23 protein-coding genes are annotated in these 25,621 nt (G+C 60.4%); 18 read left to right on the top strand and 5 right to left on the bottom strand.

Going from position 1 to position 25,621, the window contains the following annotated elements:
- The first annotated feature begins 37 nt into the window (after positions 1 to 37).
- From prfB to ung, 3 genes are all read left to right on the top strand, one after another.
- Positions 38 to 1,133 (top strand): peptide chain release factor 2 gene (prfB, locus tag H3Z84_RS03455; RefSeq protein ID WP_199456295.1). Its coding sequence is split into 2 segments (ribosomal slippage): positions 38 to 109 and positions 111 to 1,133, totalling 1,095 coding nucleotides; the frame shifts between segments, so codons are not numbered across the junction.
- Between the two features lie 51 nt (positions 1,134 to 1,184).
- Positions 1,185 to 2,720, top strand: a complete 1,536-nt coding sequence (gene lysS / locus H3Z84_RS03460; protein WP_199456296.1) for a lysine--tRNA ligase — start codon at positions 1,185 to 1,187, stop codon at positions 2,718 to 2,720.
- Between the two features lie 4 nt (positions 2,721 to 2,724).
- A complete protein-coding gene (gene ung / locus H3Z84_RS03465; protein ID WP_199456297.1) occupies positions 2,725 to 3,459 on the top strand; it encodes a uracil-DNA glycosylase in 735 nt (244 codons plus the stop codon).
- Here ung and H3Z84_RS03470 read toward each other — a convergent pair whose 3' ends face one another.
- From H3Z84_RS03470 to nadB, 4 genes are read right to left on the bottom strand one after another with little or no spacing between them, the layout of a single operon-like run.
- Complete coding sequence (locus H3Z84_RS03470; protein ID WP_199456298.1) at positions 3,460 to 4,425, bottom strand: YgfZ/GcvT domain-containing protein; 966 nt, start codon at positions 4,423 to 4,425, stop codon at positions 3,460 to 3,462. It lies immediately after the preceding gene.
- 30 nt (positions 4,426 to 4,455) lie between these two features.
- Complete coding sequence (locus H3Z84_RS03475) at positions 4,456 to 4,914, bottom strand: hypothetical protein (RefSeq protein ID WP_199456300.1); 459 nt, start codon at positions 4,912 to 4,914, stop codon at positions 4,456 to 4,458.
- Positions 4,898 to 5,170 (bottom strand): succinate dehydrogenase assembly factor 2, encoded by a 273-nt coding sequence (locus tag H3Z84_RS03480; protein ID WP_199456304.1) that lies wholly within the window; start codon positions 5,168 to 5,170, stop codon positions 4,898 to 4,900. The genes H3Z84_RS03475 and H3Z84_RS03480 overlap by 17 nt, the downstream gene beginning before the upstream one ends.
- A gap of 36 nt (positions 5,171 to 5,206) precedes the next feature.
- Positions 5,207 to 6,814 (bottom strand): L-aspartate oxidase, encoded by a 1,608-nt coding sequence (gene nadB / locus H3Z84_RS03485; protein WP_199456306.1) that lies wholly within the window; start codon positions 6,812 to 6,814, stop codon positions 5,207 to 5,209.
- A gap of 94 nt (positions 6,815 to 6,908) precedes the next feature.
- On the opposite strand from nadB, the gene rpoE reads away from it, so the two are divergent.
- The 13 genes from rpoE (at position 6,909) to pdxJ (ending at position 20,276) form a co-directional block, all read left to right on the top strand.
- Positions 6,909 to 7,598, top strand: coding sequence for an RNA polymerase sigma factor RpoE (gene rpoE, locus H3Z84_RS03490; protein ID WP_286816233.1), 690 nt, complete (start codon positions 6,909 to 6,911; stop codon positions 7,596 to 7,598).
- A gap of 15 nt (positions 7,599 to 7,613) precedes the next feature.
- On the top strand, positions 7,614 to 8,171 hold the full coding sequence (locus H3Z84_RS03495; RefSeq protein ID WP_199456307.1) for a sigma-E factor negative regulatory protein: 558 nt from the start codon (positions 7,614 to 7,616) through the stop codon (positions 8,169 to 8,171).
- 16 nt (positions 8,172 to 8,187) lie between these two features.
- Entirely contained in the window at positions 8,188 to 9,219 is a 1,032-nt protein-coding gene (locus tag H3Z84_RS03500) for a MucB/RseB C-terminal domain-containing protein (protein ID WP_414673941.1), read from the top strand.
- Positions 9,216 to 9,665, top strand: a complete 450-nt coding sequence (locus H3Z84_RS03505; RefSeq protein WP_058340294.1) for a SoxR reducing system RseC family protein — start codon at positions 9,216 to 9,218, stop codon at positions 9,663 to 9,665. The genes H3Z84_RS03500 and H3Z84_RS03505 overlap by 4 nt, the downstream gene beginning before the upstream one ends.
- 156 nt (positions 9,666 to 9,821) lie before the next feature.
- Positions 9,822 to 11,225 (top strand): DegQ family serine endoprotease, encoded by a 1,404-nt coding sequence (locus H3Z84_RS03510; RefSeq protein WP_228285695.1) that lies wholly within the window; start codon positions 9,822 to 9,824, stop codon positions 11,223 to 11,225.
- 119 nt (positions 11,226 to 11,344) lie between these two features.
- Positions 11,345 to 14,071, top strand: a complete 2,727-nt coding sequence (locus tag H3Z84_RS03515) for an EAL domain-containing protein (protein ID WP_199456309.1) — start codon at positions 11,345 to 11,347, stop codon at positions 14,069 to 14,071.
- Between the two features lie 104 nt (positions 14,072 to 14,175).
- On the top strand, positions 14,176 to 15,978 hold the full coding sequence (gene lepA / locus H3Z84_RS03520; RefSeq protein ID WP_036219390.1) for a translation elongation factor 4: 1,803 nt from the start codon (positions 14,176 to 14,178) through the stop codon (positions 15,976 to 15,978).
- A 15-nt stretch (positions 15,979 to 15,993) separates the two neighbouring features.
- A complete protein-coding gene (lepB, locus tag H3Z84_RS03525) occupies positions 15,994 to 16,773 on the top strand; it encodes a signal peptidase I (protein WP_199456310.1) in 780 nt (259 codons plus the stop codon).
- A gap of 25 nt (positions 16,774 to 16,798) precedes the next feature.
- Entirely contained in the window at positions 16,799 to 17,185 is a 387-nt protein-coding gene (locus H3Z84_RS03530) for a DUF4845 domain-containing protein (protein WP_199456311.1), read from the top strand.
- Entirely contained in the window at positions 17,182 to 17,871 is a 690-nt protein-coding gene (gene rnc, locus H3Z84_RS03535; RefSeq protein WP_036219388.1) for a ribonuclease III, read from the top strand. The genes H3Z84_RS03530 and rnc overlap by 4 nt, the downstream gene beginning before the upstream one ends.
- Positions 17,871 to 18,788, top strand: coding sequence for a GTPase Era (gene era, locus H3Z84_RS03540; RefSeq protein WP_022988876.1), 918 nt, complete (start codon positions 17,871 to 17,873; stop codon positions 18,786 to 18,788). Before rnc ends, era begins: the two co-directional genes overlap by 1 nt.
- A gap of 7 nt (positions 18,789 to 18,795) precedes the next feature.
- Positions 18,796 to 19,542, top strand: a complete 747-nt coding sequence (gene recO, locus H3Z84_RS03545) for a DNA repair protein RecO (protein ID WP_199456312.1) — start codon at positions 18,796 to 18,798, stop codon at positions 19,540 to 19,542.
- Positions 19,542 to 20,276 (top strand): pyridoxine 5'-phosphate synthase, encoded by a 735-nt coding sequence (gene pdxJ, locus H3Z84_RS03550; protein ID WP_199456314.1) that lies wholly within the window; start codon positions 19,542 to 19,544, stop codon positions 20,274 to 20,276. Before recO ends, pdxJ begins: the two co-directional genes overlap by 1 nt.
- Here the strand turns inward: pdxJ and H3Z84_RS03555 are convergent.
- Positions 20,273 to 23,149 carry an ATP-binding protein gene (locus H3Z84_RS03555; protein WP_199456316.1) on the bottom strand — a complete coding sequence of 959 codons (2,877 nt, stop codon included), beginning with the start codon at positions 23,147 to 23,149 and terminating at the stop codon, positions 20,273 to 20,275. The two genes, pdxJ and H3Z84_RS03555, sit on opposite strands and share 4 nt — an antisense overlap.
- A 150-nt stretch (positions 23,150 to 23,299) precedes the next feature.
- On the opposite strand from H3Z84_RS03555, the gene cysM reads away from it, so the two are divergent.
- Together cysM and rlmD are read left to right on the top strand one after the other, a co-directional pair.
- On the top strand, positions 23,300 to 24,193 hold the full coding sequence (cysM, locus tag H3Z84_RS03560; protein ID WP_199456318.1) for a cysteine synthase CysM: 894 nt from the start codon (positions 23,300 to 23,302) through the stop codon (positions 24,191 to 24,193).
- Between the two features lie 28 nt (positions 24,194 to 24,221).
- Positions 24,222 to 25,571 (top strand): 23S rRNA (uracil(1939)-C(5))-methyltransferase RlmD, encoded by a 1,350-nt coding sequence (gene rlmD, locus H3Z84_RS03565; RefSeq protein WP_199456324.1) that lies wholly within the window; start codon positions 24,222 to 24,224, stop codon positions 25,569 to 25,571.
- Positions 25,572 to 25,621 lie beyond the last annotated feature (50 nt).

Here is a 25,621-nt window from a genome sequence, read left to right on the forward strand (position 1 = left end):
TTTTATCGCACCATTTTCCAAAGCGAGACAAGGTTTCATGGAAATTAATCCCATAGTGACGAAGATCAAAGAGCTTCGCGAGCGCACTGAAGCGCTGAGGGGGTATCTTTGACTACGATCAGCGCAGTGAACGCCTGACCGAAGTCGAACGCGAACTCGAACAACCCACCGTCTGGGACGATCCCGAGCGTGCCCAGAACCTGGGTAAAGAGCGCTCTGATCTTGAACTGATCGTCAAAACCATCGACAACCTCACCAACGGCCTGGCGGACGCCGAAAGCCTGCTCGACATGGCGGTGGAAGAGGACGACGAAGGTACCGTCCAGGAAATCGAAGCCGATCTCGAAGGTCTCGATAAAGAACTCGAGAAGCTCGAATTCCGCCGCATGTTCTCCGGCGAAATGGACGCCAACAACGCCTACCTGGACATCCAGGCCGGTTCCGGCGGCACCGAAGCCCAGGACTGGGGCAATATGCTGCTGCGCATGTACCTGCGCTGGGCCGAGCGTCGTGGCTTTAAATCCGAGATCGTTGAACTGCAGGAAGGTGAAGTGGCGGGCATCAAGAGTGCCACCATTCACATCCAGGGCGACTACGCCTACGGTTGGTTGCGCACTGAAACCGGCGTCCACCGCCTGGTGCGTAAATCCCCGTTTGATTCCGGCAACCGTCGCCACACATCATTCTCTTCGGTATTTGTATCGCCGGAAGTGGACGACAGTTTCGAAATCGAGATCAACCCGGCGGATCTGCGAGTCGACGTTTACCGCGCCTCCGGTGCCGGTGGTCAGCACGTCAACCGGACCGAATCCGCGGTGCGACTGACCCACAACCCGACCGGGATTGTGGTGGCCTGCCAGGCCGGCCGAAGCCAGCACCAGAACAAAGACCAGGCCATGAAGCAGCTCAAGGCCAAGCTCTTTGAGCTGGAAATGCAGAAGCGCAACGAAGAGAAACAGAAGGCCGAAGACTCCAAGTCTGACATCGGCTGGGGTAGCCAGATCCGCTCTTACGTGCTGGATGACAGCCGTATCAAGGACCTGCGCACCAAGGTGGAAACCAGCAACACCCAGTCGGTGTTGGATGGTGACATCGACAAGTTTATTGAAGCCAGTCTGAAGATGGCGCTGTAATCAGCGCCATTCACCCACACCCGGACAATCCCGACTTCTTAGTGAGCCAAAATGACTGAACACACCCAGAACGCTGCACAGCCCGAGGACAACAAGCTGATTGCCGAGCGCCGCGCCAAACTGGCAAACATGCGTGAGCAGGGCAATCCGTTCCCGAACGACTTCCGTCGCGATGCCACCGCTGCCGAGCTGCAGGAAAAATACGGTGACAAATCCAAGGAAGAGCTGGAGTCCCTGGGCATCAAGGTGGCCATTGCCGGCCGCATGATGCTCGACCGCAAGGCGTTCAAGGTGGTTCAGGACATGACCGGCCGCATCCAGATCTATGCCTCCAAGGATGTCCAGAAAGACACCAAGCACTGGGATATGGGCGACATCGTGGGCGTGCGCGGTACCCTGTCGAAGTCTGGCAAGGGCGACCTGTACGTCACCATGGAAGACTACGTGCTGCTGACCAAGTCTCTGCGCCCGCTGCCGGAGAAGCACAAGGGCCTGACCGACACCGAAGCCCGCTACCGTCACCGGTATGTGGACCTGATGGTGAACGAAGACAGCCGCCGCGTGTTCCATGCCCGGTCGAAGATCATCAACACCATGCGCCAGTACTTCACCGACCGTGACTTCATGGAGGTGGAAACCCCCATGCTGCAGGTGATCCCCGGTGGTGCTACCGCCCGTCCGTTTGTGACCCATCACAACGCCCTGGGTATCGATATGTACCTGCGGATTGCACCGGAGCTGTTCCTCAAGCGCCTGGTCGTCGGCGGCTTCGAGCGGGTGTTCGAGATCAACCGTAACTTCCGTAACGAGGGGCTGTCGACACGGCACAATCCCGAGTTCACCATGGTCGAGTTCTACCAGGCCTACGCCGATTACAACGACCTGATGGACCTGACCGAAGACATGCTGCGTACCATCGCGCAGAAAGTACTGGGCACCACCACCGTGGTGAACACCCGGGTACTGAAAGATGGCAGCGAAGAAACCATCGAATACGATTTCGGCAAGTCGTTCGAGCGCCTGACCGTGGTAGACGCCATCCTGCGCCACAACCCGGATATCACCCGCGAGCAGCTGGCAGACGACGCCCAGGCCCGCGAAGTGGCGAAGAACCTGGGTATCCACGTGAAAGATATCTGGGGCCTGGGCAAGGTGCAGATCGAAATCTTCGAGGCCACCGCCGAGCATCGCCTGATGCAGCCGACGTTCATCACCGAGTACCCGAAAGAAGTGTCGCCCCTGGCACGTTGCAAGGACAGCGACCCGTTCGTGACCGAGCGTTTCGAGTTCTTCGTGGGCGGCCGCGAGATTGCCAACGGCTTCTCCGAGCTGAACGATGCCGAAGACCAGGCCGAGCGTTTCCAGGCCCAGGTGGCGGAGAAAGACGCCGGCGACGACGAAGCCATGTTCTACGACGACGACTACGTGATGGCGCTGGAATACGGCCTGCCGCCGACCGCCGGTGAAGGCATCGGTATCGACCGCCTGGCCATGCTGCTGACCGATTCGCCGTCCATCCGCGACGTTATCCTGTTCCCGGCCATGCGCCCGGAGCACAAGGCCGAGCAGAAGCCGGAAGGCGAGTAAAGCGATGCACCCTGCCGAGGCGCTGGCTCAGCAACTGAAGCCCGGTCGCGGCTGGGATGAGTGGCTGACGGACGAGTTCCGTCAGCCCTACATGCGGCAACTGGCCGAGTTCCTGGCCGCCGAGGAACAGGCCGGCAAGGTGCTGTTTCCGCCAAGACATCTGTGTTTCAACGCCCTGAACAGCACGCCACTGGATAAGGTGAGTGTGGTGATTCTGGGGCAGGATCCCTACCACGGCCCCGGCCAGGCCCATGGCCTGTGTTTTTCGGTCCGGCCGGATGTGCCTCCGCCCCCGTCCCTGGTGAATATCTTCAAGGAAATTGAAGCGGATCTTGGCCATCCGCGGCCCGATCACGGCTGCCTGCAAACCTGGGCCGGGCAGGGTGTGCTTTTGCTGAATGCGGTACTGACCGTGGAGCAGGGCAATGCCGGCGCCCATCAGGCCAAAGGCTGGGAAACCTTTACCGATAAGGTGATCGAAACCATCAATCGCGAGCGCGACGATGTGGTGTTCCTGCTCTGGGGCAGCTACGCCCGCAAGAAAGGCCGGCATATCGATCGCAACCGTCACCTGGTGCTGGAAGGGCCGCATCCGTCGCCCCTGAGTGCCTACCGGGGCTTCTTCGGCTGCAGTCACTTCTCCCGGGCCAATGACTGGCTGCTCAGCCGGAACCGGCCTGCGATCGACTGGAGCCTGCCACCGAAGGCCGAATTGCTACAGCGTTACGGCAAGCAATAATCAGCTTGCCGGATCAGCTTCCCGCTCCGGTACCGGGTAGGGCAGGTCGAGCACTTCGAATTGGCAGGCGTCGTTACCTTCCAGGCTCAGTGCCGACTTGTCCGCATCATGACGCAGAACGGCCAGCAGCTCGCCCCCGTTGTCTGAGGTCATCACCGCATTGACCACATCCCCGGCCTTTTTGTCGCCTGCCAGCAGGTTGCTGCCAGCTTCAGGCGCCTGGGTGCAGCCGGTAAAGGCTAGCCTGTACAGGCTCTTCTTCAGCTGGCCGAGGAAATGCATGCGGGCGATCACTTCCTGCCCGGTATAGCAGCCTTTCTTGAAATGCACGCCCTGAAGATGCTGCAGGTTCAGCATTTGCGGTACGTAGGCTTCCACGGTGGTTGGTGTCAGCCAGGGCACGCCGGCGGCGATGCTGGCGGCGTTCCAGTCGTTTATGGTCAGCTCGGGAAGCCCTTCTGGTAATTCGGCAGCACCTTCCGGTAGCCACCATTCGTATCGGGGTAAAGCCCCGGCGCTGTCCTCAATGCGGATCAGGTAGCCGTTCTCTGTAGCCACTACATCGCCCGGGCTGCCCAGTGTGGCGGCGTTGTCTCCGGCAACCGTTACGGCGGCCTCCTGGCCCAGCAGGCCGATAATCCGGGCCTGCTCTACGACATCCATGCGGGTACCGCGGAACAGCATCAGGTATTTCTTCAGCTGGCCCAGGGTGGCGTCTGACAGTTCCCGGTCCAGGTCCATCAGCAGGTCCTGCTGGTCCCGCACCAGGCGGGTCAGGCAGTAGGCGCGGCCTTTTGGTGTGCTGGCTGCGGCCCGGCGTGATTGTTGGGGGGTAACGTCGTCCACGTGCTGGGAAAACTGGCCCTGAACAAACTTGTCGGTGCCCGGGCCGCTGATGCGGACCATGACCCTGTGCTCAAGCACCGCGTAGCCATGTTGGTTGGCGGTGGTGGGGCGGTTGTTCATAAAGCTCTCCGCAATGGGATGGAAAATTCGTTAAGCCGTTGTTGGCCGGCCGGCTCTCAGCCACATCCGTAACCGGCGAAAATCGGTCTCCGGGGCGTTGGCGCCAAACAGGGAGCTGGCACCGAGAACCAGTACAAACATAGTTCTGGATGTGGTGTCTGCAGGGCGCAGTTTCAAGGCCAGGAAGGAGGCGCCGAGGCTGCTCGAACCGCAGATTCTTACAGTGCGGGTTTCCCCGTTTGCCAGCTGGCAGGTGAGGGTGTCGGCGTCAGATTGCAGGGCAACAATGGCGTCAGGGCCCTGTAACAGCCCGCAACGCCGGAACTGGCGAACAGCCATGATCCCTGCAGGCGCCAGCAGCAACAGCAGCCAAAGACTGCTGGCCGGGGCTGCGACGAGGCTGAACACCATCAGTACCAGCCAGGGCAGGGCAGCCAGTATGCCGGCCGCCCGTGAAGGGGAAAGTCTCAGTTCAATCCGGCTGGACACGGTTCAGGATGATCTCCACGATCCGCTGCAGATCCGGGTCCTGCGGCTTGCTGCGCTGCATGAACCACTCGAACATGTCGGTGTCTTCGCAGCTCAGCAGCTTGCGATAGCGCTCCTGGTCTTCCGGATCGAGATCCCGGTAGGCTTCTTCCAGAAACGGCAGCAGCAGTACATCCAGCTCGAGCATGCCCCGGCGGCTGTGCCACCACAGGCGGTGAAAGTCGATATGGTCGTTGGATGCGTTGGTGTCAGACATAGTCGATTGCCTTGAAAACAGAATGGAATCTCCCGGTCAGGGAGACAGTGTGCGATAGGTGGTGGGTATCAGGACCGTGTCTTGCGGATCGTTCAGCAGGCCCGGGTAGTCCAGTGTGTAGTGCAAGCCCCGGCTTTCCTTGCGTTGCAGGGCCGAGCAGATGATCAGGTCTGCTACGGTAACCAGGTTACGCAGCTCGATCAGGTCATTGGTTACCCGGTAATTGCTGTAGAACTCGCCGATTTCTCGGGACAGCAGGTCGACCCGGTGCTTGGCCCGCTGTAATCGCTTGGTGGTGCGTACAATGCCCACGTAGTCCCACATGAAGTGGCGAAGTTCGTCCCAGTTGTGGGAGATCACAACGTCTTCATCGGAATCCCGTACCTGGCTTTCATCCCAGTCCGGTGCCGCGGGTGGTGCCGGAATATCCGATTCCCGGCGGGTGATATCGGCAGCGGCGGCGCGGCCGTACACCAGGCACTCCAGCAGGGAGTTGCTGGCCATGCGGTTGGCCCCGTGCAGGCCGGTGAAGGCTGCTTCCCCCACCACATAGAGCTGGTTGATGTCGGTGCGGGCGCGTTCGTCGCTGACAATGCCACCACAGGTGTAGTGGGCCGCAGGCACCACCGGAATAGGCTCCTTGGTGATGTCGATGCCAAAGCCCAGGCACTTCTCGTAAATGGTCGGGAAGTGGTGCTTGATGAAGTCTGCCGGCTTGTGGCTGATGTCCAGGTACAGGTGGTCTGCACCCAGGCGCTTCATTTCATGGTCGATGGCCCGGGCGACGATGTCCCGGGGCGCGAGCTCGGCGCGTTTGTCGAAACGGTCCATAAACCGGCTGCCGTCTGGCAGCTTCAGGACACCACCTTCACCGCGAACGGCTTCGGTAATCAGGAATGACTTGGCGTGCGGGTGGTACAGGCACGTAGGGTGGAACTGGTTGAATTCCATGTTGGCGACCCGGCAGCCGGCCCGCCAGGCCATGGCAATACCATCGCCGGAAGCACCATCCGGGTTGGTGGTGTACCGGTAAGCCTTGGAAGAGCCGCCGGTGGCAATCACGGTAAACCGGGCCCGGAACAGTTCCACGTGGTTGTCTTCCAGGTTCAGGATATAGGCGCCCACGCAGCGGTTGCCCGGCAAGGCCAGTTTACGGTTGGTGATCAGGTCTACCGCCACCCGGCCGGATTTCAGGTCGATATTCGGGCGCGCCGCAGCCTGGCTGGCCAGGGTGGTGGATACCGCATGGCCGGTGGCATCGGCGGCATGGATGATGCGCCGGTGGCTGTGCCCGCCTTCACGGGTCAGGTGGTAGTCGGCGCCATCGTCCTGGCGGGTGAACTCCACACCGGATTCAATCAGCCACTCGATGCTTTCCTTGCTGTGCTCCACGGTAAAGCGCACGGCGTCTTCGTGGCACAGGCCACCGCCGGCGTTAAGGGTGTCCTGTATGTGGTTTTCCACAGAGTCGGTATCGTCGAGCACCGCCGCAATGCCGCCCTGGGCCCAGAGTGTGGCGCCCGAACTGATGTCGGCCTTGCTGACCACGCACACCCTGAGGTGTTCCGGCAGGTTGAGCGCTACGGTCAGGCCGGCAGCGCCGCTGCCGATAATGAGAACGTCGTATTCGTAGGACTGTGGCATTGAGTCGATGTCGCGGGCCATAATGTGGACGTGTATTGAACTAAACTTTGCGCTTGCTGTCTATTTGGCCTGAACGAACGCAGGAACATGCCCAATGACTCAAGCAAATTTTGCCAAGGCCAGAAAGCCAGTGGCCAGCAACAGGGGACACACTGCTGTTTCGTCCATGACACCTGATAAAGACTGGAATCCCGGAGAGCAGTCCGACAGCCAGACGGACCTGCAATTGGTACGCAAGGTCCGTAACGGCGACCGTGCGGCCTTCGACCTGCTGGTGGTGAAATACCAGTCGCGCGTGGCCTCTATTATCAGCCGCTATGTCTACGACAGCCAGGAAGTCATGGATCTGGCCCAGGAAACCTTTGTCAAAGCCTACCGGGCGATTGACCGTTTCCGGGGCGACAGTGCGTTCTATACCTGGTTGTACCGGATCGCTGTTAACACCGCCAAAAACTACCTTGAAGCCCGGGGGCGCAGACCTCAGGGCTCGGCCGATGCTGCCGAAGCCGAAAACTTTGATGATGGCAGTCGCCTGCGCGACGTCGCCTCGCCAGAGCGGCTGCTGCAGCGGGAGCAATTACAGAAAGCCCTGAGCGAAGCCATCGCCGGTTTGCCGGAGGAACTTCGGTCTGCGTTTCTGCTCAGAGAGTATGACGGCCTGAGCTACGAAGACATTGCCCGGATTCTGGAGTGTCCGATAGGAACCGTTCGTTCCCGGATATTCAGGGCGCGGGATGCAGTGGATCGCCAGTTGGCGCCGCTGCTGAATCATTCAGAGATATAAACGAGGTTGCACCTGATGGATGATCGTCTCAGAGAGACCCTGTCAGCGATGATGGACGACGAAGCGGATGAACTGTCGGTTCGGCGCTTGTTGTCCCATGCCAACCAGGGCGAAGTCCGGGATCAATGGCAGCGCTGGCAGCAGGTCCGGGATCTGATGCACGAAAACCACGGCCCGGCGGAAGGCCTGGATATCGCCTCTGCTGTGCGTGAGCAGCTTGATGGCCGGAGCCGCCGCGAGGTAGCGGCCAGTGAGGTTGCCCGGTCGCCGCGCCGGCGCTGGCACATGCCGGTCGCTGCCATGGTAGTGATGGCGCTGGTGGTCGGCTTTGGTGCCGGGGCCGGCTGGGATTCCCGACCGGGTGACGTTCCTGCGGCCATCGCGGGGCAGGGTGCGGTTGCACCGGTTGCCTTACCATCGGCTGTGGAAGAGGTGGCCCTGCAACGCCTGGATGAAGAACAACTGCAGCAGATGCGCCAGTATCTGCTTGAGCATGCGCAGCACAACAGCGTGGGCGCCGGGCGCGGTTCGGTAGGCTATGCCCGCCTGGTCAGTGCCAGCGGCGGTTATTGAGTTTGGAGCAGTTTCAATGATGGTTCCGGTTGGCATGAATGTCAGGTTGGTGGGTACTGCGCTGGTGACAGTTCTGGTATTGCTTTTTGCCATGCAGCCGGTAAAGGCCGACGAGTCACCCGCTGATCCGGACCCGGCCATGGCCTGGCTGGAGCGCATGGGCCCGGCCCTGAATATGACATCTTATCGCGGTGTGTTTGTTTATGCCCGGGGCGACCGGGTTCACTCCATGCGCATCGCCCACCGCTACCGCAACGGTCGGGTGGAAGAGCGCCTGGTGATGCAGGACGGTGGCAGCGGAGAGATTGTCCGCAAAGGCATGAATGTAGTGTGCGTGTTGCCGGATCGTGGCCGGATCAGCCTGGAAGAAGTCATTCCCTCCGGCCCCTTTGCCGAGGCCTTTACCAGCCAGTTGATGCCCTTCGGGCAGTGGTATCAGCCGGAACTTATCGGTGAAGACCGGGTGGCGGGATACGATGTGGTTACCGTGGCCCTGACCGCCCGAGACAGCGATCGTTACAGCCACCGGTTGTGGCTGGAGAAAGAAACGGCTCTGCTGGTGAAAAGCCATGTGCGCAACGCTGACGGTGAGGTGCTGGAGCATTTCCAGTTCACCAACCTGGACATAAACGGCGACATTCCCGATGAAGAGTTTGAAGTGCAGACCCGGGGCCGGGAAATTACCCGCACGCTCGACGACGCCGGCCAACCCCGGCAATCGATGATAGCGCGCATGAACGGCTGGACCCTGAACTGGCGCCCTGAGGGTTTTGAACCCGCAGCAGCGCCTCGTTCCGGCAAGGGCAAAGCGGTTGCTTTCTCTGATGGCCTGGCCGCATTTTCGGTATTTGTTGAACCCATGGGCCGGCTGAAAATGCCCACCGGGGCGTCCAGAATCGGTGCTACCACCGTATATATGCGTGAGGTGGCGGTAAAGGAACGCGCGTTCCTGATCGCGGTGGTGGGAGAGATCCCGCCAGCCACGGCACGAAAGGTGGCCGATGGTGTGAAAATTGACGGTGCCCTTGGCCTGGTGTCTGAACGATGATCACTGAAACCGGCAAAGTGGTTGCCCTCAAGGGCGACCGGGCCTGGGTGCAGACTATCCGCACCAGCGCCTGCCAGAGTTGTTCGGCGCGCTCCGGTTGCGGCCAGCGGGCACTGGCGTCGGTGTCTGGTGGGCGTGCGAACCAGATACTGGTGGCCAACACCGTGGATGCCCGGGTGGGCGATGAAGTGGTGATCGGAGTGGACGAGCAATCAGTGCTGACCGCTTCGCTGGCGGTATACGGGCTGCCCCTTGTGCTGATGGTGCTGGGCAGTATCGGGGCCTATCGGTGGCTGGGGGCGACGGACCTTGTCGCGATTACCGGCGCGCTGGCGGGCCTGGCTGCGGGCTTTGTCGCAGTCAGACACTGGCAGTCCGGCTCCGGTGACCGGTTTGAACCGCGCCTTGTGAGGGTCAACCGTATCGCAACGGTGAACTGTCTCTGAGTCCTACCGTTTTTTAAGTTGAAAATCAGAGGCCTGACCCCAGAATTAACGCTGTATCACAGTCATAACAGGGGGTTGTAGATGTCGAGAACAAACACAAAAGCTGCCCGGTTGTCCCCGGTCCTGAAGCCCTGGCCGGTGCTGGGCGCACTGCTGATGTTGTCAGCACTGGTGTCGGTCTTCTGGAGTCAGGGCCTGGCGGCCCGCGGCTTGCCGGACTTCACCGAGCTGGTGGAGGAAAATTCCAGTGCCGTGGTCAACATAAGCACCACAACGGATCCGCAAAGCAGCGGCTCCCGCTTCCAGGGTATGCCCTTCGACGAGCGCCAGTTCGAGCAGCTGCCCCCGTTCCTGCAGGATTTCTTCCGTGGCCCCCAGTCGCCGTTTGGCGGGTCTCCCTATTCCCAGCAGCCCAGCCGTTCCATGGGCTCCGGCTTCATTGTTTCCAAAGACGGCTACGTGCTGACCAATAACCACGTGGTGGAGGGTGCAGACGAAGTGATCGTGCGCCTGAATGATCGCCGGGAGTTCAAGGCGGTTATCGTAGGCACAGATCCACGCTCTGACATGGCAGTGCTGAAAATCGACAACGGTGATGACCTGCCGGTGGTCAGCATTGGTCGTTCTCAGGATCTCAAGGTCGGTGAGTGGGTGTTTGCCATCGGATCGCCGTTCGGGTTCGACTACACGGTAACTGCGGGCATTGTCAGCGCGCTTGGCCGCTCCCTGCCATCTGAAAACTATGTGCCGTTTATCCAGACCGACGTTGCCATCAACCCCGGCAACTCTGGCGGGCCGCTGTTCAACCTGGATGGTGAGGTTGTCGGCATCAACTCCCAGATTTACACCCGCTCCGGTGGCTTCATGGGGGTATCGTTTGCCATTCCCATTGACGATGCCATGAGCGTATTTCGCCAGATCCGGGACGAAGGCAGTGTTGCCCGGGGCTGGTTGGGTGTGTTGATCCAGGAGGTCAACCGGGACCTGGCCGAGAGTTTTGGTCTGAAGCGCCCCCGTGGTGCCCTGATCGCTGAAGTAATGGAAGGCTCTCCGGCTGAAAGTGGTGGCCTGCAGTCTGGTGATATTGTTCTCGAGTTCAATGGCGAATCTGTCCAGCGTTCCTCAGACCTGCCGCCCATGGTGGGCCGCACTGTGGTGGGTGAGTCGGCCCGGTTGACCGTGTTGCGTGAAGGCCGGGAGATGGACCTGGATGTCGAGATCGGTCGCTTGCCGGAGGACGGTGAAACCGCAGCCAGCCCGGAAGTGGGCAGCAACGAGAACAGCGGCTCCAACCCCCTGGGGCTGGCGGTCGAGTCGCTGAATGATGAAATGGCCCGGGCAGCAGGCGTCGACGGTGGGGTGCTGGTGTCCGGTGTTGGCCAGGGCGCAGCCTACGAGGCCGGAATTCGCCCACGGGATATCATCACCGAAATCAACCGCAAGCAGGTGCGTTCGGTTGACGAGTTCCGCAAGGTGGTGGCGGGCCTGCCGGATAACCGGGCCGTTTCGGTACGCATCGTGCGCCAGGGCCGGGCTATCTACCTGGTGATGAAGCCCTGACCTGAACGCCCGGGTTCAACAGCTCACAAAGCCCCTGACGTGGTTCACGACACGCTCAGGGGCTTTTGCTATACTTTTTCGACCGATAATAACGATGGCTATGGCACGGATCGCCGGAAATGATGACAAAAAAGGAACTCCCCCTCCGTAAGTTGCTGAAATTCAGGAACGCCTGGGTTGCCTGGGGCGTGTTCCTGGTTTCAGTCATTGCCACCATTCTGCTCTGGCAATTGTCCATCCGCCTGGTGGAAGATCGCACCGAGGCCCGCTTCCGTACCCAGTCCCTTCAGCTGAGAACTGCCATTGAAGAGCGTTTGCTCAATTACGAGCAGGTGCTGGCCGGCAGCGCCGGGCTGTTCGCTGTCAATGGCCGCGTTACCCGCGAGCAGTGGAGCGAGTACGTCAATAAGGTGGACATCAACCGCTACTACCCGGGCATTGAAGGTATCGGGTTTGTCGAGCGCATTGGCGTGCGCCAGATGGCGGATCACATCTCTTCGGTGCGGGCCCAGGGGATATACGATTACCTGGTCCGGCCGCTGGGCAAGGGGCCCTACTATTACCCCATGGTGTATATGGAGCCGGGTACCGACAGGAACCGGCGGGCACTGGGGTACGATGCATTCAGCGACCCGGTGCACCGGAGTGCCATGGAGCGGGCTCGGGATGCCGCAGTGCCTATGGTTACCGGCAAGGTGGTGCTGGTGCAGGAATCGGTCGATGAAGACCAGGCCGGCTTTCTCATGTATTACCCGGTTTTTCAGGGCGGTGAGGTGCCGGAAATCCGGGCCGAGCGACGCATGATGCTGGCGGGCTATGTGTTCAGTGCCTTTCGTATGAACAGTCTGTTTGACGGCATTGTCGGGCTGATCTCCCCGTTCCTGGACGTTCGCATCTACGATAACGGCGTAGTGGCCCGCGACACCTTGATGTACGGCTCTAACCTCGGTTCCCTGGAAAACGATTTCAGTTTTGAAATGAGCCAGACCGTGTCGCTCGGTGGCCGGGACTGGCTGCTGCAAACCCGCTCTACCCCGGCCTTTGATTACCTGGCGTCTGACGCGCGCCCGCCGATTGTGCTGGGCTCCGGCCTGGCCATCAGCCTGTTGCTCTGGCTGTTTGCACTCGCCCTGATCCGTTCGCGGATGATTGCCCAGGCCAGCGCCGGCCGTTACCGGGCCATTACCGAGGGGGCCGCCAACGTAACGCTGGTCCTGGATGAAGAGGGCCATGCCTTGTATGCCAGCCCCTCCAGCAAGGATATTCTGGGCTTTGATCCGGACGCCGTTGATCAGCTGGAGTTTGACCAGCTGGTGCATGCTGATGACTGGTCGGCCCTGAAGCGCGGTTTCAAGGATGCCATGGCAGAGCCGGGCAAGCAGATGCCGGTGGTGCGGGCCAGGATACGGGATGCCCAAAGCCGCTGGCGCGATATGGAGGGCACCTACACCGCCATGCTGACGGTTCCCGGGGTGAATGGCGTTGTACTCAGCCTGCGGGACCTTACCCAGCTGAAGGCGGCCCAGTCGGAATTGCATCGCCTGGCCTTCTACGATCCGCTGACCGGGCTGGCAAACCGGCAGCTGTTCCGGGATCGACTGGACCATGTGGTGCGCCGTTGCCGGCGCAGTGGTGAACCGGCCGCCTTGATGTTCCTGGACCTGGACGGGTTCAAGCGAATCAACGACACCCTCGGCCATGACGCCGGTGACGAACTGCTGTGCCAGGTGGCTCAATGGCTGCAGGGCTGTGTCCGGGAAGAAGATTCGGTGGCGCGGCTGGGTGGTGACGAATTTGTGGTGCTGCTTTCGCGCATCAGCGATTCCGACGCTGCAGGCCGCGTCGCCGAGTCGATTCTGCGCCGGCTTTGCCAGCGTATCCGCCTGAACGAGCACGAGGTAGGGGTAACCGTCAGTATCGGGATCACCATGATTCCCGACGACAGCGAAGATGCCGGCACCCTGATGAAATACGCAGACCTCGCCATGTACCGGGCCAAGGAAGTCGGCCGCAACACCTATCAGTTCTTCACTCCTGCGATGAATATCAAGGCGGCCAGGCGCCTGTTGCAGCAGGAAGAGCTGGCAACCGCCCTGGAAGGCGACCGGTTTGTACTGCATTACCAGCCGAAACTGGACCTGGCAAGCCAGCGGGTAATCGGGGTAGAGGCCTTCCTGCGCTGGCATCATCCGGAAAAGGGATTGGTATCGGCGCAGCAGTTTATCAGCCTGGCAGAGGAAACCGGCCTGATCATCCGCCTCGGTGAGCTCGCCCTGCGCCAGGCCTGCATCCAGGTACAGGCGCTGGAGCGGGCGGGCTTTGAATCCCTGAAAATGGCGGTGAACTTCTCGGTACGGCAGCTCACAGATTCCGGTTTCCCGGATCTGATGCGCCGGGTGATTACCGAAACCGGGGTATCACCGGACCGGCTGGAGCTGGAAATGCCCGCCGAGCTGCTCAATGAAGACCCGAGGCTGGTTCGTGAGTTGCTGGTGTCGTTGAGTGATCTTGGTGTGTGCCTGATCCTGGACGATTTCGGTACCGGTTCCTGTTCTCTGGCTGCCCTGCAGCAGTTGCCGCTGAACGTGATCAAGATTGATCACCGGTTTATCCGGGACATTCCCTACAATGTCAGCGCCACCGACGTAGCCTCGGCCGTTATCGCCCTGGCGCACCAGCTGCACCTGACCGTTGTGGCGGAAGGGGTGGAAACCATGCAGCAGCTTAACTTCCTGAAATCCGCCGGTTGTGCCCAGGGGCAGGGTAACCTGTTCAGCTATCCGCTGGACGAAGATGCCCTGATCGGGTTCCTGATTCGCCAGTACGAGAAGCCGCTGATTTCCTGATCATGGCAATGACGGCCGGTAACCGGTAAAATCACGCCGTTCCCGGATCCCGGTAGCGGCCCCTCCGGGCTCAATCCTACGTCTTATATGAGTAATCATTGTCTGTGACTGAACTGAGCCGAATCCGTAACTTTTCCATTATTGCCCACATCGACCACGGTAAATCCACGCTGGCGGACCGCTTTATCCAGATTTGCGGTGGCCTGACGGACCGTGAAATGGCCGAACAGGTCCTGGACTCCATGGACCTCGAACGGGAACGGGGCATCACCATCAAGGCCCAGAGCGTAACGCTCAACTACACCGCCAAAGATGGTGAAACCTACAAGCTGAATTTTATCGATACCCCTGGCCACGTGGATTTTTCCTACGAGGTGTCCCGCTCATTGTATGCGTGCGAAGGCGCGCTGCTGGTGGTGGATGCCGGGCAGGGTGTCGAGGCCCAGTCTGTGGCCAACTGTTACACCGCCATCGAGCAGGGGCTGGAAGTTGTTCCGGTCCTGAACAAGATGGACCTGCCGCAGGCCGAGCCCGATCGGGTAGCTGCAGAAATCGAGGACATTATCGGAATCGACGCCACTGACGCCGTGCGCTGCAGCGCCAAGAGCGGCCTGGGCGTCGAGGATGTGCTGGAAGACCTGATCAAGAAGATTCCGCCCCCCAAAGGGGATCGCAGTGCACCGCTGCAGGCGCTGATCATCGACTCCTGGTTTGATAACTACCTGGGTGTTGTGTCACTGGTGCGGGTTACCGAAGGGGTGCTGCGCAAGGGCGACAAGATTGTCATTAAGTCCACCAAGAAAGCGTGGAACGCGGACAAGGTCGGTATTTTCAACCCGAAGCCTACCGATACCAATGTCCTGGAAGCAGGCGATGTGGGCTTCGTGGTGGCGGGCATCAAGGACATTCACGGGGCACCGGTGGGCGACACCATCGTGCACCAGAAGTTTGCTGAAGAAACCCCGATGCTGCCGGGCTTCCAGAAAGTGAAGCCGCAGGTGTATGCCGGTTTGTTCCCGGTCAGCGCCGATGATTACGACGATTTCCGGGATGCCCTGGAAAAGCTGACCCTGAACGATGCTTCGCTGTTTTTCGAGCCGGAAAACTCCGATGCCCTGGGCTTCGGCTTCCGCTGTGGCTTCCTGGGCATGTTGCACATGGAGATTATCCAGGAGCGACTGGAGCGGGAGTATGACATTGACCTCATTACCACCGCGCCCACGGTTATCTACGAAGTGGTCACCAAGCAGGGTGAGACCCTGTCGGTGGACAACCCTTCCCGGCTGCCGGATATTGGCTCCATCGAGGAAATGCGCGAGCCGATCGTAGAGGCCAATATCCTGGTGCCCCAGGAACACCTGGGTAACGTGATTGCCCTGTGCGAGGAAAAGCGCGGCGTTCAGAAGAACATGCACTTTATGTCCACCCAGGTGCAGGTCAGCTATGAGTTGCCCATGGCGGAAGTGGTGATGGATTTCTTCGATCGCATCAAGTCAGCGAGCCGGGGCTTTGCCTCACTGGATTACCACTTTGTGCGTTTCCAGACGGCCAACCTGGTGCGGCTGGATGTGCTGATCAACGGCGAGCGTGTAGATGCCCTGGCCCTGATCGTTCACAAAGACCTGGCCCACCGCAAGGGCCGGCAGCTTGTCGAAAAGATGAAAGAGCTGATCCCCCGGCAGATGTTCGATATCGCCATCCAGGCTGCGATTGGCACCCAGGTGGTGTCCCGGGTAACCGTTAAGGCCCTGCGCAAGAACGTAACGGCCAAGTGTTACGGTGGTGACGTCAGCCGTAAGAAGAAACTGCTTCAGAAGCAGAAGGAAGGTAAAAAACGTATGAAGCAGCTGGGCAATGTCGAGGTGCCTCAGGAAGCGTTTCTTGCCGTGTTGAAAGTCGATAACTAAAACTAAGGCGCCCGGATGGACATTGATTTTCCACTGGTACTGGTAGTTCTGACATTGGTAACCGGTGTGATCTGGCTTGCCGACAAACTGGTTCTGAAAAAGCGGCGCCTGGCGGCTGCCGGGGCAGAGGATGCCCCCGCCGAGGAAGCACCCGCCGAACCCTGGCTGGTGGACATCAGCCGGTCGTTCTTCCCGGTGCTGGCCGTGGTCCTGGTACTGCGGTCGTTCCTGGTCGAGCCGTTCCAGATTCCCTCGGGTTCCATGTTGCCCACCCTGGAAGTGGGCGACTTCATCCTGGTCAACAAGTATGCCTACGGCCTGCGCCTGCCGGTCGCCGGTACCAAGGTTGTTGACATCGGCGATCCGGAGCGGGGCGATGTGATGGTGTTTCGTTACCCGGAAGACGGTTCCACCAACTACATCAAGCGGGTGATCGGCCTTCCGGGTGACCATATCCGCTACCGTAACAAGCAGCTGTTCATCAACAACGAGCCGGTGGCCCGGGACTTTGTGGCGCGTCTGCCACCGATGGAGCGCTGGCGCGAGCAGCTGGGGCCGGTAGAGCATGATGTGTACCTGACCATGGGCCGTGTGAGCGGTACCGGTGAGGGCGAATGGGTGGTGCCGGAAGGGCATTACTTTGTTATGGGCGACAATCGCGACAACAGTAACGACAGCCGATTCTGGGGTACCGTGCCGGACGACCTGGTGGTGGGCAAGGCCTTTGCAATCTGGATGCACTGGCAATCGCTGACAAGTCTGCCATCTTTTGATCGAGTAGGCTCTATTGAGTAATCCATTGTTCCGGAGACAGAAAAGAATGAATAACAAAACTCCTGCAGGCCTGAAAAAGCAACAAGGTGGCGCACTGGCCATGATGATCATCGCGCTGTTCTTCGGTGCGCTGCTCACCCTGGCGATCAAGATCGGGCCGGCCTACATTGATGACATTACCATCCAGGAAGCACTGGAAAGCCTGGAAGGTACCGAAGGCCTCGGGCAGATGGGGCCGGCACAGGTACGCACACTGATCAACAAACGCTTGAGCGTCAATAACGTCCGGGGCTTCGATGCCAAGAACATCACTGTGGAAAAGAACGGTGAGTTTGTGGTGGTCAAGGTGGACTATGAGGTTCGCAACAATATCATCGGGAATGTGGACAGTATTGTTCATTTCCAGCACGAGTATGAGTTAGAGGGCAAGTGAGTTCACAACCAGATCTTGATCAGTTACAGCGCCGGATCGGCTACCAGTTCAGGGAACCTGAACGGTTGCTGCTGGCGCTGACCCACCGAAGCTACGGCAACCAGAACAATGAGCGGCTGGAGTTTCTGGGCGATTCTATCGTGAATATGGTGATCGCCGAACATCTGTTCCTCCACTTCGAAAAAGCCCGGGAAGGCCAGCTGAGTCGCCTCCGGGCACGCATGGTCAAAGGCGTGACCCTGGCGGAAATCGGCCGGGAGTTCCAGCTCGGCCAGTACCTGCGGCTGGGTTCCGGTGAACTCAAAAGCGGTGGTTATCGCCGGGAATCCATCCTGGCGGATGCCGTGGAATCCATCATCGGGGCCATTTACCTGGACAGTGATTTTCACACCTGCCGTGAGCAGGTGCTGCGCTGGTTCAAGGAGCGGCTGGCGAAACTGGATATCCAGGACACTCAGAAAGATCCGAAAACCCGGTTGCAGGAATACCTGCAGTCCCGGCAATTCCCGTTACCCCGGTATGAAGTGATTTCCGTGGACGGCGAAGCCCACAACCAGACCTTCCATGTGTCCTGCGCCTTGCCATCACTGGATCGGAAAACCTCCGGCACCGGCAGCAGTCGCCGTATTGCTGAACAGCAGGCCGCCCGCAGTGCCCTGAAACAACTGGGCGTGGAGAACGACTGATGAATGATATTACCCGCCCGGAGAATCCGGACAGCCGCTGTGGCTTTGTGGCCATTGTGGGACGCCCGAACGTGGGCAAGTCCACGTTGCTGAACCACATCCTGGGCCAGAAGCTGAGCATTACCTCCCGCAAACCCCAGACCACGCGCCACCAGGTGCTGGGCATCAAGACCGTGGGTCCGGTGCAGGCCATCTATGTAGACACCCCGGGCATGCACGAAGAAGAGCCCCGGGCCCTGAACCGCTACATGAACAAGGCTGCGACATCGGCCCTGATCGATGTAGACGTTGTGGTGTTTGTGGTTGACCAGCTGGCCTGGACCAGCGCCGACGAGATGGTGCTGGAAAAGCTGAAGCGCCTGAAGTGCCCGGTCATCCTTGCGGTTAACAAGGTCGACAAGATCGAGAAGCGGGATTTGCTGCTGCCACATCTGGAAACGCTGTCGAAGAAGCGGGAATTCGCCGAGATTATTCCGCTGTCGGCCCTGAAAGAGACCAACCTGAAACCACTGGAAGAAGCGGTGGGCCGGTATCTGCCGGAGAGTGTGCATTTCTATCCGGATGACCAGATTACGGATCGCAGCGAGCGTTTCATGGCTTCGGAAATGGTGCGTGAGAAAATCACCCGGCAACTGGGTGCGGAATTGCCGTATTCCGTGGCAGTCGAAATTGAAGAGTTCAAGCATCAGGGCAAAACCTTGCATATTTCAGCCCTGATCCTGGTCGAGCGTGAAGGCCAGAGGAAGATCATCATCGGTGATAAGGGCGAGCGCCTGCGCCAGATTGGCCAGGATGCCCGCATGGATATGGAGAAGATGTTCGGCTGCAAGGTGATGTTGCGGCTGTGGGTTAAGGTTAAGCGGGGCTGGGCAGACAGCGACCGTGCCCTGAAAAGTCTGGGCATGAGCGACTTCTGAGGCCGCCATGGTGGCCTCGAAGGGAGCTGTGCAGCAGGAGCCGGCGTATGTGATCCACCGCCGGCCCTGGCGGGAAACCGCCCTGCTGGTAGACCTGTTTACCCTCAACCATGGCCGCATGAGCCTGGTTGCCCGGGGTGCCAACAGTGCAAAAAGCCCCCTCAAGGCCCAGCTGCAGCCGTTTCAGCCCTTGCTGGTCGACTGGACCGGCCGCAGTGACCTGAAAACCCTGGTGCAGCTGGAAGTGCGCTCTGCACCGTTGCTCAGGCAGACCCTGTCGCTCTACAGTGGCCTTTACATCAACGAGTTGCTGCAACGGGTCTTGCCGGTTGCCGATCCTTATCCCACCCTGTTCGCCAGCTATATCGATACTCTGCAAGCCCTGACCGGCCTGGCCGGCCGGGGTGATCTGGAGCCCTTGCTGCGTCGCTTCGAGCGGGAGTTCTGTTCCGCGCTGGGCTATGACTTTGCCTGGGACCAGGCCACCGATACCGGCTTGCCGGTCAGCGCCGGCCAGGTATACGGGTACGACCCGGCCCAGGGCATTGTGTCCGCGGCCAGCCGTGATGCCCGCCTGAACCAGTTGCCCGGGGAGGTGCTGACAGCCCTCGCCGCCGGTGACTACACCAGTGAGGCCAGCCGCAAAACCGCCAAGCGGGTGATGCGTGTACTGGTAGACTACCTTCTGCAGGGTAAGCCCCTGCACAGCCGCAATCTTTTCAGCCAGACGGTTTCGTCTTCAGGGAGAACGTAATGAACCCCAGAGTGTTGCTCGGAGTGAATATCGACCACGTGGCCACCCTTCGCCAGGCCCGGGGTACCCGTTATCCGGACCCGGTGCAGGCCGCACTGGTGGCAGAGGAAGCCGGCGCAGACGGCATCACCATTCACCCCCGGGAAGACCGCCGGCATATCCAGGACCGGGACGTATTGCTGCTCAAAGAAGTGCTGCAGACCAGGATGAACCTGGAAATGGCGGTGACCGATGCCATGCTGGCCTTTGCCGAACAGGTGCGGCCGGAGTGTGTGTGCCTGGTACCGGAAAAGCGGGAAGAGCTGACCACCGAAGGCGGGCTGGATGTGGATGGCCAGGAAGACCGGGTGGCCCGGGCCTGTGAACGGCTGGCGAAAATCGGCGCAGAAGTGTCACTGTTTATTGATCCGGACCCGGTCCAGATTGACGCTGCGGTGCGCTGTGGTGCGCCGGTGGTGGAACTGCACACCGGCGAATATGCCGAGGCAGAAACCCCGGAGCAGGCGGATGCCTCTTTCCGGATTCTGGCGGATGCCGTGGCCTATGCCCGCAAGAAGGGACTGATCGTCAACGCCGGCCATGGCCTGCATTACCATAACACCGAGCGGGTGGCGGCCATTCAGGGCATCAATGAACTGAATATCGGCCACGCCATTATTGCCCGCGCCGTGTTTACCGGCCTGAAAGAGGCCGTGCGTGATATGCGGGCGATTCTGGATAGCGTACGCCGCTAGGCTTGCGGGCTGGTGGCCGGCTGGTGCTGTTCCCGGAACAGTTGCTGCCAGTCGGTCTGCTCGCTCCAGTCCTGCAGCCGGGCCATCGCGGCCAGCAGCTGGTCTTTCTGGATTTCCAGGTCCTGGGCCTGGCACTTCAGGGCGGTTTCAAACCGGTTGGTGGCTGTGCGCAACTCCGGAACGCCACAATAGCGGGTGGCGCCGTGGAGCTTGTGTACACACTCCAGCAGAACATCCAGTTGCTGCTTTTCCCATAGCTCGGGGATGGCCTTGCTGTCGGTATGCAGCTGTTCCAGTAGCATGCTGAACAGCTCCTCCGCCAGGTCAGCCTTGCCGGCGGCCAGCTGAATACTCTCGTCAATACTTACGCAATTCTGGTGCGTCCGGCGGTTAGACGGCCGCAGACCGCGCCGGGTATCCCGCACCTCGGAAATCTTGAACCGGGGCTGGCTGCCGGAGCACTCGTAGCCCGTGAATTCCCTTACCAGTTCAATCAGCTGGGCGCTGCTGATGGGCTTGGGCATGTAGCCGTCAAAGCCCTGCTTGGCCAGTTTTTCCTGTTCGTCGGCCAGGGCATGGGCGGTCAGGGCAATGATCGGCGTTTGATGGGAGCCGGAATCCAGGGCCCGGATACGGGCGGTGGTTTCCACCCCGTCCATGCCTGGCATTTGCAGGTCCATGAACACCAGGTCAAAGGGCTTCTGCCGGGCCTTGGTCAGGGCTTCGAAGCCGCTGGAGGCGCTCTCGGCATCCAGGCGGCAATCTTTCAGCAGGGTCATTACCAGCTTCAGGTTAGCCTCGTTATCATCCACCGCCAGGATGCGCGGCACCCGGCCGGCGCCGGAGGTTCTTGTGCCGGGCACGGGCTGGGGCAGGGTGCCCCTGCCGGTATGGATTCCGTGAATCAGCAGCAGTAATTCGTCATACAGGGGATCACGGCACACCGGCTTGGTCAGGTGACCGCTGGCCAGCCCGGACAGCGGCAGGTCGTGGGTCTCCAGGGTGGGTGTCAGCAGCAGGGTGCGGCAGTCCCGCTCCACCTCCAGGCTGCGGACCAGGCTGCAATACTGGCTGGAGTTCAGCAGGTGCCGGGTAATGCCGAGCAGGACAACGGCATAGCCTTCCTGGCGGCGCTGGGCTTCTTCTACCTGTTCCATCAGGGCGCCGGGCGAGGCCACCCGGTCAACCGCCACGCCCCATTCCCGCAGCAGGTGTTCCACCGCAAGCCCGGTGGTTTTCTGGTGCTCCAGATAGATAATCCGCTCGCCTTTCAGAGCCTCCCTGGAGAAAGAACCTTCGCCGGTGACGGACAGTTCCGGTGTCAGTGTGAACCAGAAAGTCGAGCCCCGGCCCAGTTCGCTCTCCAGGCCGATTTCACCGCCCATTTCTTCGACCAGGCGCTTGGAAATCGCCAGCCCCAGCCCGGTACCGCCATACTGCCGGGCGGTGGAGGCATCAGCCTGGCTGAAGGCGTTGAACAGGGATTGCTGCTGGGCCCGGGACAGCCCCACCCCGGAGTCGGTTACGCTCAGGCGCAGGGTGACCCGGTTGGCTTCCTTGTCTTCGTCTTCAAGGCTGGCGCGCAGCACGACTTCGCCGGTCTGGGTGAACTTGATGGCGTTGTTGACCAGGTTGGTGATCACCTGCTTGACCCGGAGCGGGTCGCCCATGATGTTGTCCGGCACGTCGTTATAGACCAGCGGAACCAGGTCCAGGTTCTTGGCGTGGGCCGCCGGTGCCAGCATGACCATTACTTCTTCCACGATATCCCGCAGCTGGAAGGGCACGCGGTCCAGGATCAGTTTGCCGGCTTCGATTTTCGAGAAGTCCAGGATGTCGTTGATGATGGTCAGCAGGATTTCCGACGACTTGCGGATGGTGTTCAGGTGGTCCCGCTGCTGACGTGGCAGGGGGCTTTTCAGCAGCAATTCGGTGAAGCCGATAATGCCGTTCAGCGGCGTGCGGATTTCGTGGGACATGTTGGCCAGGAATTCCGATTTGATCCGGCTGGCTTCCAGCGCCTCTTTGCGGGCAAAGTCCAGTTCGATGTTCTGGATTTCGATGGTCTCCAGGGTTTCCCGAAGATCCCCGGTGGCCTGGTCGATGTTCTGCTGCATTTCTGCCTGGGCCTGGCTCAGCTCCGACGCCATCTCGTTCAGGCCGGATTCCAGCTGTTCAAACTCCGGCCCGGCCCGGGTGTATACCCGGGTATCCAGCTTGCCTTCCTTGAGCTTGGCCACCGCTTCATTCAGCTGGAACACTGGGTCGGTAAAGGCCCGGCTCAGGCGTAGGGAAACCAGCAGGCTCAGCAGCACGCCGCCAACCACCAGCATCAGGGAGATCAGCAGCGCCTGGTAGGTTTCTTTTTCGGTGCGGATATGGGACATCTCTACGGCCACCCAGCCCAGGGGCTCGGCCAGCCCGGTGGCGGATTCCCGGGCGTCCGGGTCGAGCATGGTTTCGATCATCAGGTCTTGCAGGTACACCGGGGTGACGAAGCGGGTGCTGCTGTCTGAACTCAGTTTGACCGGTCTTTCCGAGCCCAGGGCCGAGGCCGGGATGGTTTCCGTGCTGCCGGGGCCGCTGTGCAGCAGGCGTTGGCCGTCCCGGTCGAAGAAGGTGATGGAGCGGACATCCTGCTCTTCCAGCAGTGCCGTGGACAGGCTGCTCAGAAGGCTGCGGTTGGCGGTAAACAGGCCATACTCGGCACCGGCCGACAGTTGGCGGGACAGGGATTCGCCCCGGTCGTTCAGCAGGTTTTCGATGTTCTTCACCCAGCTGTAGGTAAAGAACAGGCCCAGCAACAGGGTGGTCAGAAGGGTGGGAACGAGGGTCACCACCAGAACTTTTTTTCGAATGCCCCAACGCCGCATACTGTGTTCCCGTCAGTCTTACGAGCCCGGTGCTGTGTTGGCAGCCAATACCGGGTACTTCCCTGTCAGCATAGATGATCCGGATCGGAATGACTGTGGCCGCCATCCCGCGTATGATTCAAAGCCGAAAGTGTATCACAGGGTTTGCGTATGATTTTCCCCACCATTGAAGATTATGTCGGCCACACGCCACTGGTTCGTTTGCAGCGGATACCGGGCAATACCTCCAATGTCATCCTGGCCAAGCTGGAGGGTAATAACCCGGCCGGTTCGGTAAAAGACCGGCCCGCCATCAGCATGATCCAGGAAGCCGAGCGCCGGGGTGAAATCCAGCCGGGTGATACCCTGATTGAAGCCACCTCTGGCAACACCGGTATCGCCCTGGCCATGGCCGCCGCTATCAAGGGCTACCGGATGGTGCTGATCATGCCCGATAACCTGAGCGAAGAGCGCCGGGCCTCCATGCGAGCCTATGGTGCGGAAGTGGTGAATGTTACCCGCGAACAGGGCATGGAAGGCGCCAGGGATCTGGCGATCCGTATGGAAGCCGAAGGCAAGGGCAAGGTGCTGGACCAGTTCAGCAACCCTGATAACCCCCTGGCCCACTATCGCAGCACCGGTCCGGAAATCTGGGAACAGACCCAGGGCAAGGTGACCCACTTTGTCAGCTCCATGGGCACCACCGGCACCATCATGGGCGTGTCCCGTTACCTGAAAGAGCGCAACCCGGATGTCCGTATTATCGGGCTGCAGCCGGAAGACGGCGCCTCCATTCCCGGTATCCGGCGCTGGCCGGAAGCCTATCTGCCAAAAATCTACGATGCCGCCCGGGTAGACCAGGTGCTGGACATCGGCCAGCAGGAAGCAGAAGACACCATGCGGGCCCTGGCCCGTGAAGAAGGTATCTTCTGTGGTGTGTCTTCGGGCGGGGCCATTGCGGCTGCGCTCAAGCTGTCTGGCCAGGTTGAAAACTCGGTGATCGTGGCCATTATCTGTGACCGCGGAGACCGTTACCTGTCTACCGGTGTATTCCCGGGCGCCTGAATCGTTAATCTTCAAGAGACCAGCCAATATGAGTAAGCGCCGCCGCAAGGTTCTGCCGCAAGAACCCGTGCGTTGTGAAATTGAATCCCTCGGCCATGATGGCCGTGGCATCGCCCGAACCGAAGGCAAAGTCCAGTTTGTGGACGGCGCCCTGCCCGGGGAAACGGTGATGGCAAAGATGGTCAGCACCCGCAGCAAGTTCGACGAGCTGCGCACCCTGGAAGTGCTGGAAGCTGCCCCTGACCGCCAGCAGCCCCCGTGCAAATTTGCCGACCTTTGCGGCGGCTGCAGCCTGCAGCATATGAGCGCCGATGCCCAGATCCGGTTCAAGGAAGACACCCTGCGGGAGCACTTTGCCCATTTCGGGGGCATAGAGCCGGAGCAGTGGATCGAGCCCATGCGTTCACCGGATACCCTGGGATACCGCCGCAAGGCCCGGCTCGGGGTACGTTACGTAAAGGCCCGGGAATCGGTGCTGGTGGGATTCCGGGAAAAGCGCAACAGTTTCCTGACTGACATTAGCGAGTGTGTGGTGCTGGACCCGCGTATCGGCAAACGCATCACGCCGCTGCGGGAGCTACTGCACGGCATGGTTGCGTTTGACCGCATCGCCCAGGTGGAAGTGGCCTGTGGTGACGACGTTGCCGCCATGGTGTTCCGTAACATGGACGACCTGGTGCCGGAAGACCGGGAAAAGCTGATTGCCTTTGGCCAGGCCCAGGACTTGCATATCTACCTGCAGCCGAAGGGTCCGGACACCGTGCACCGGATCTGGCCGGAATCGGCGGGCCGGGACGACGAACGCCTGGCCTACCGTATGGATGAATTCGACCTGACCATGCAGTTCCACCCCATGGACTTCACCCAGGTGAATGCCGGTATCAACCGGGACATGGTGCACCGGGCGGTTGAGTGGCTGGATATCCAGCCTGGCGAGCGGGTGCTGGACCTGTTCTGTGGCCTGGGTAATTTTACGCTGCCGCTGGCCCGCAAGGGTGGCGAGGTTGTGGGTGTGGAAGGCGACGATGCCATGGTGGTTCGTGGCCGGGAAAATGCACGGTTGAACGGCCTGGATAATGTGGAGTTTTTCGGGGCTGACCTGCACGGCGACTTCACCGGCCAGGGCTGGGCGAAGGAAGGTTTCGACAAGATCCTGATCGATCCGCCCCGCTCCGGTGCCGAGGGTATCTGCAAGTACCTGACCGCCTTTGGTGCCAACCGGATTGTCTATGTGTCCTGCAACCCGGCCACCCTGGCCCGGGATGCCGGTGTCCTGGTGCGTAACGGCTACCGGCTGGTGCGCGCCGGTGTGATGGATATGTTCCCGCACACCACCCATGTTGAGTCCATCGCCCTGTTCGAGCGCGACCCGCGCTGACCGGTTCGGGGAGCCGGCCTTGCCCCTGCTCCGGACGGGCCCGGGCAACG

Origin of the sequence: Marinobacter sp. bablab_jr003 (assembly GCF_016464245.1) — a bacterium.
Lineage (GTDB): Bacteria > Pseudomonadota > Gammaproteobacteria > Pseudomonadales > Oleiphilaceae > Marinobacter > Marinobacter vinifirmus.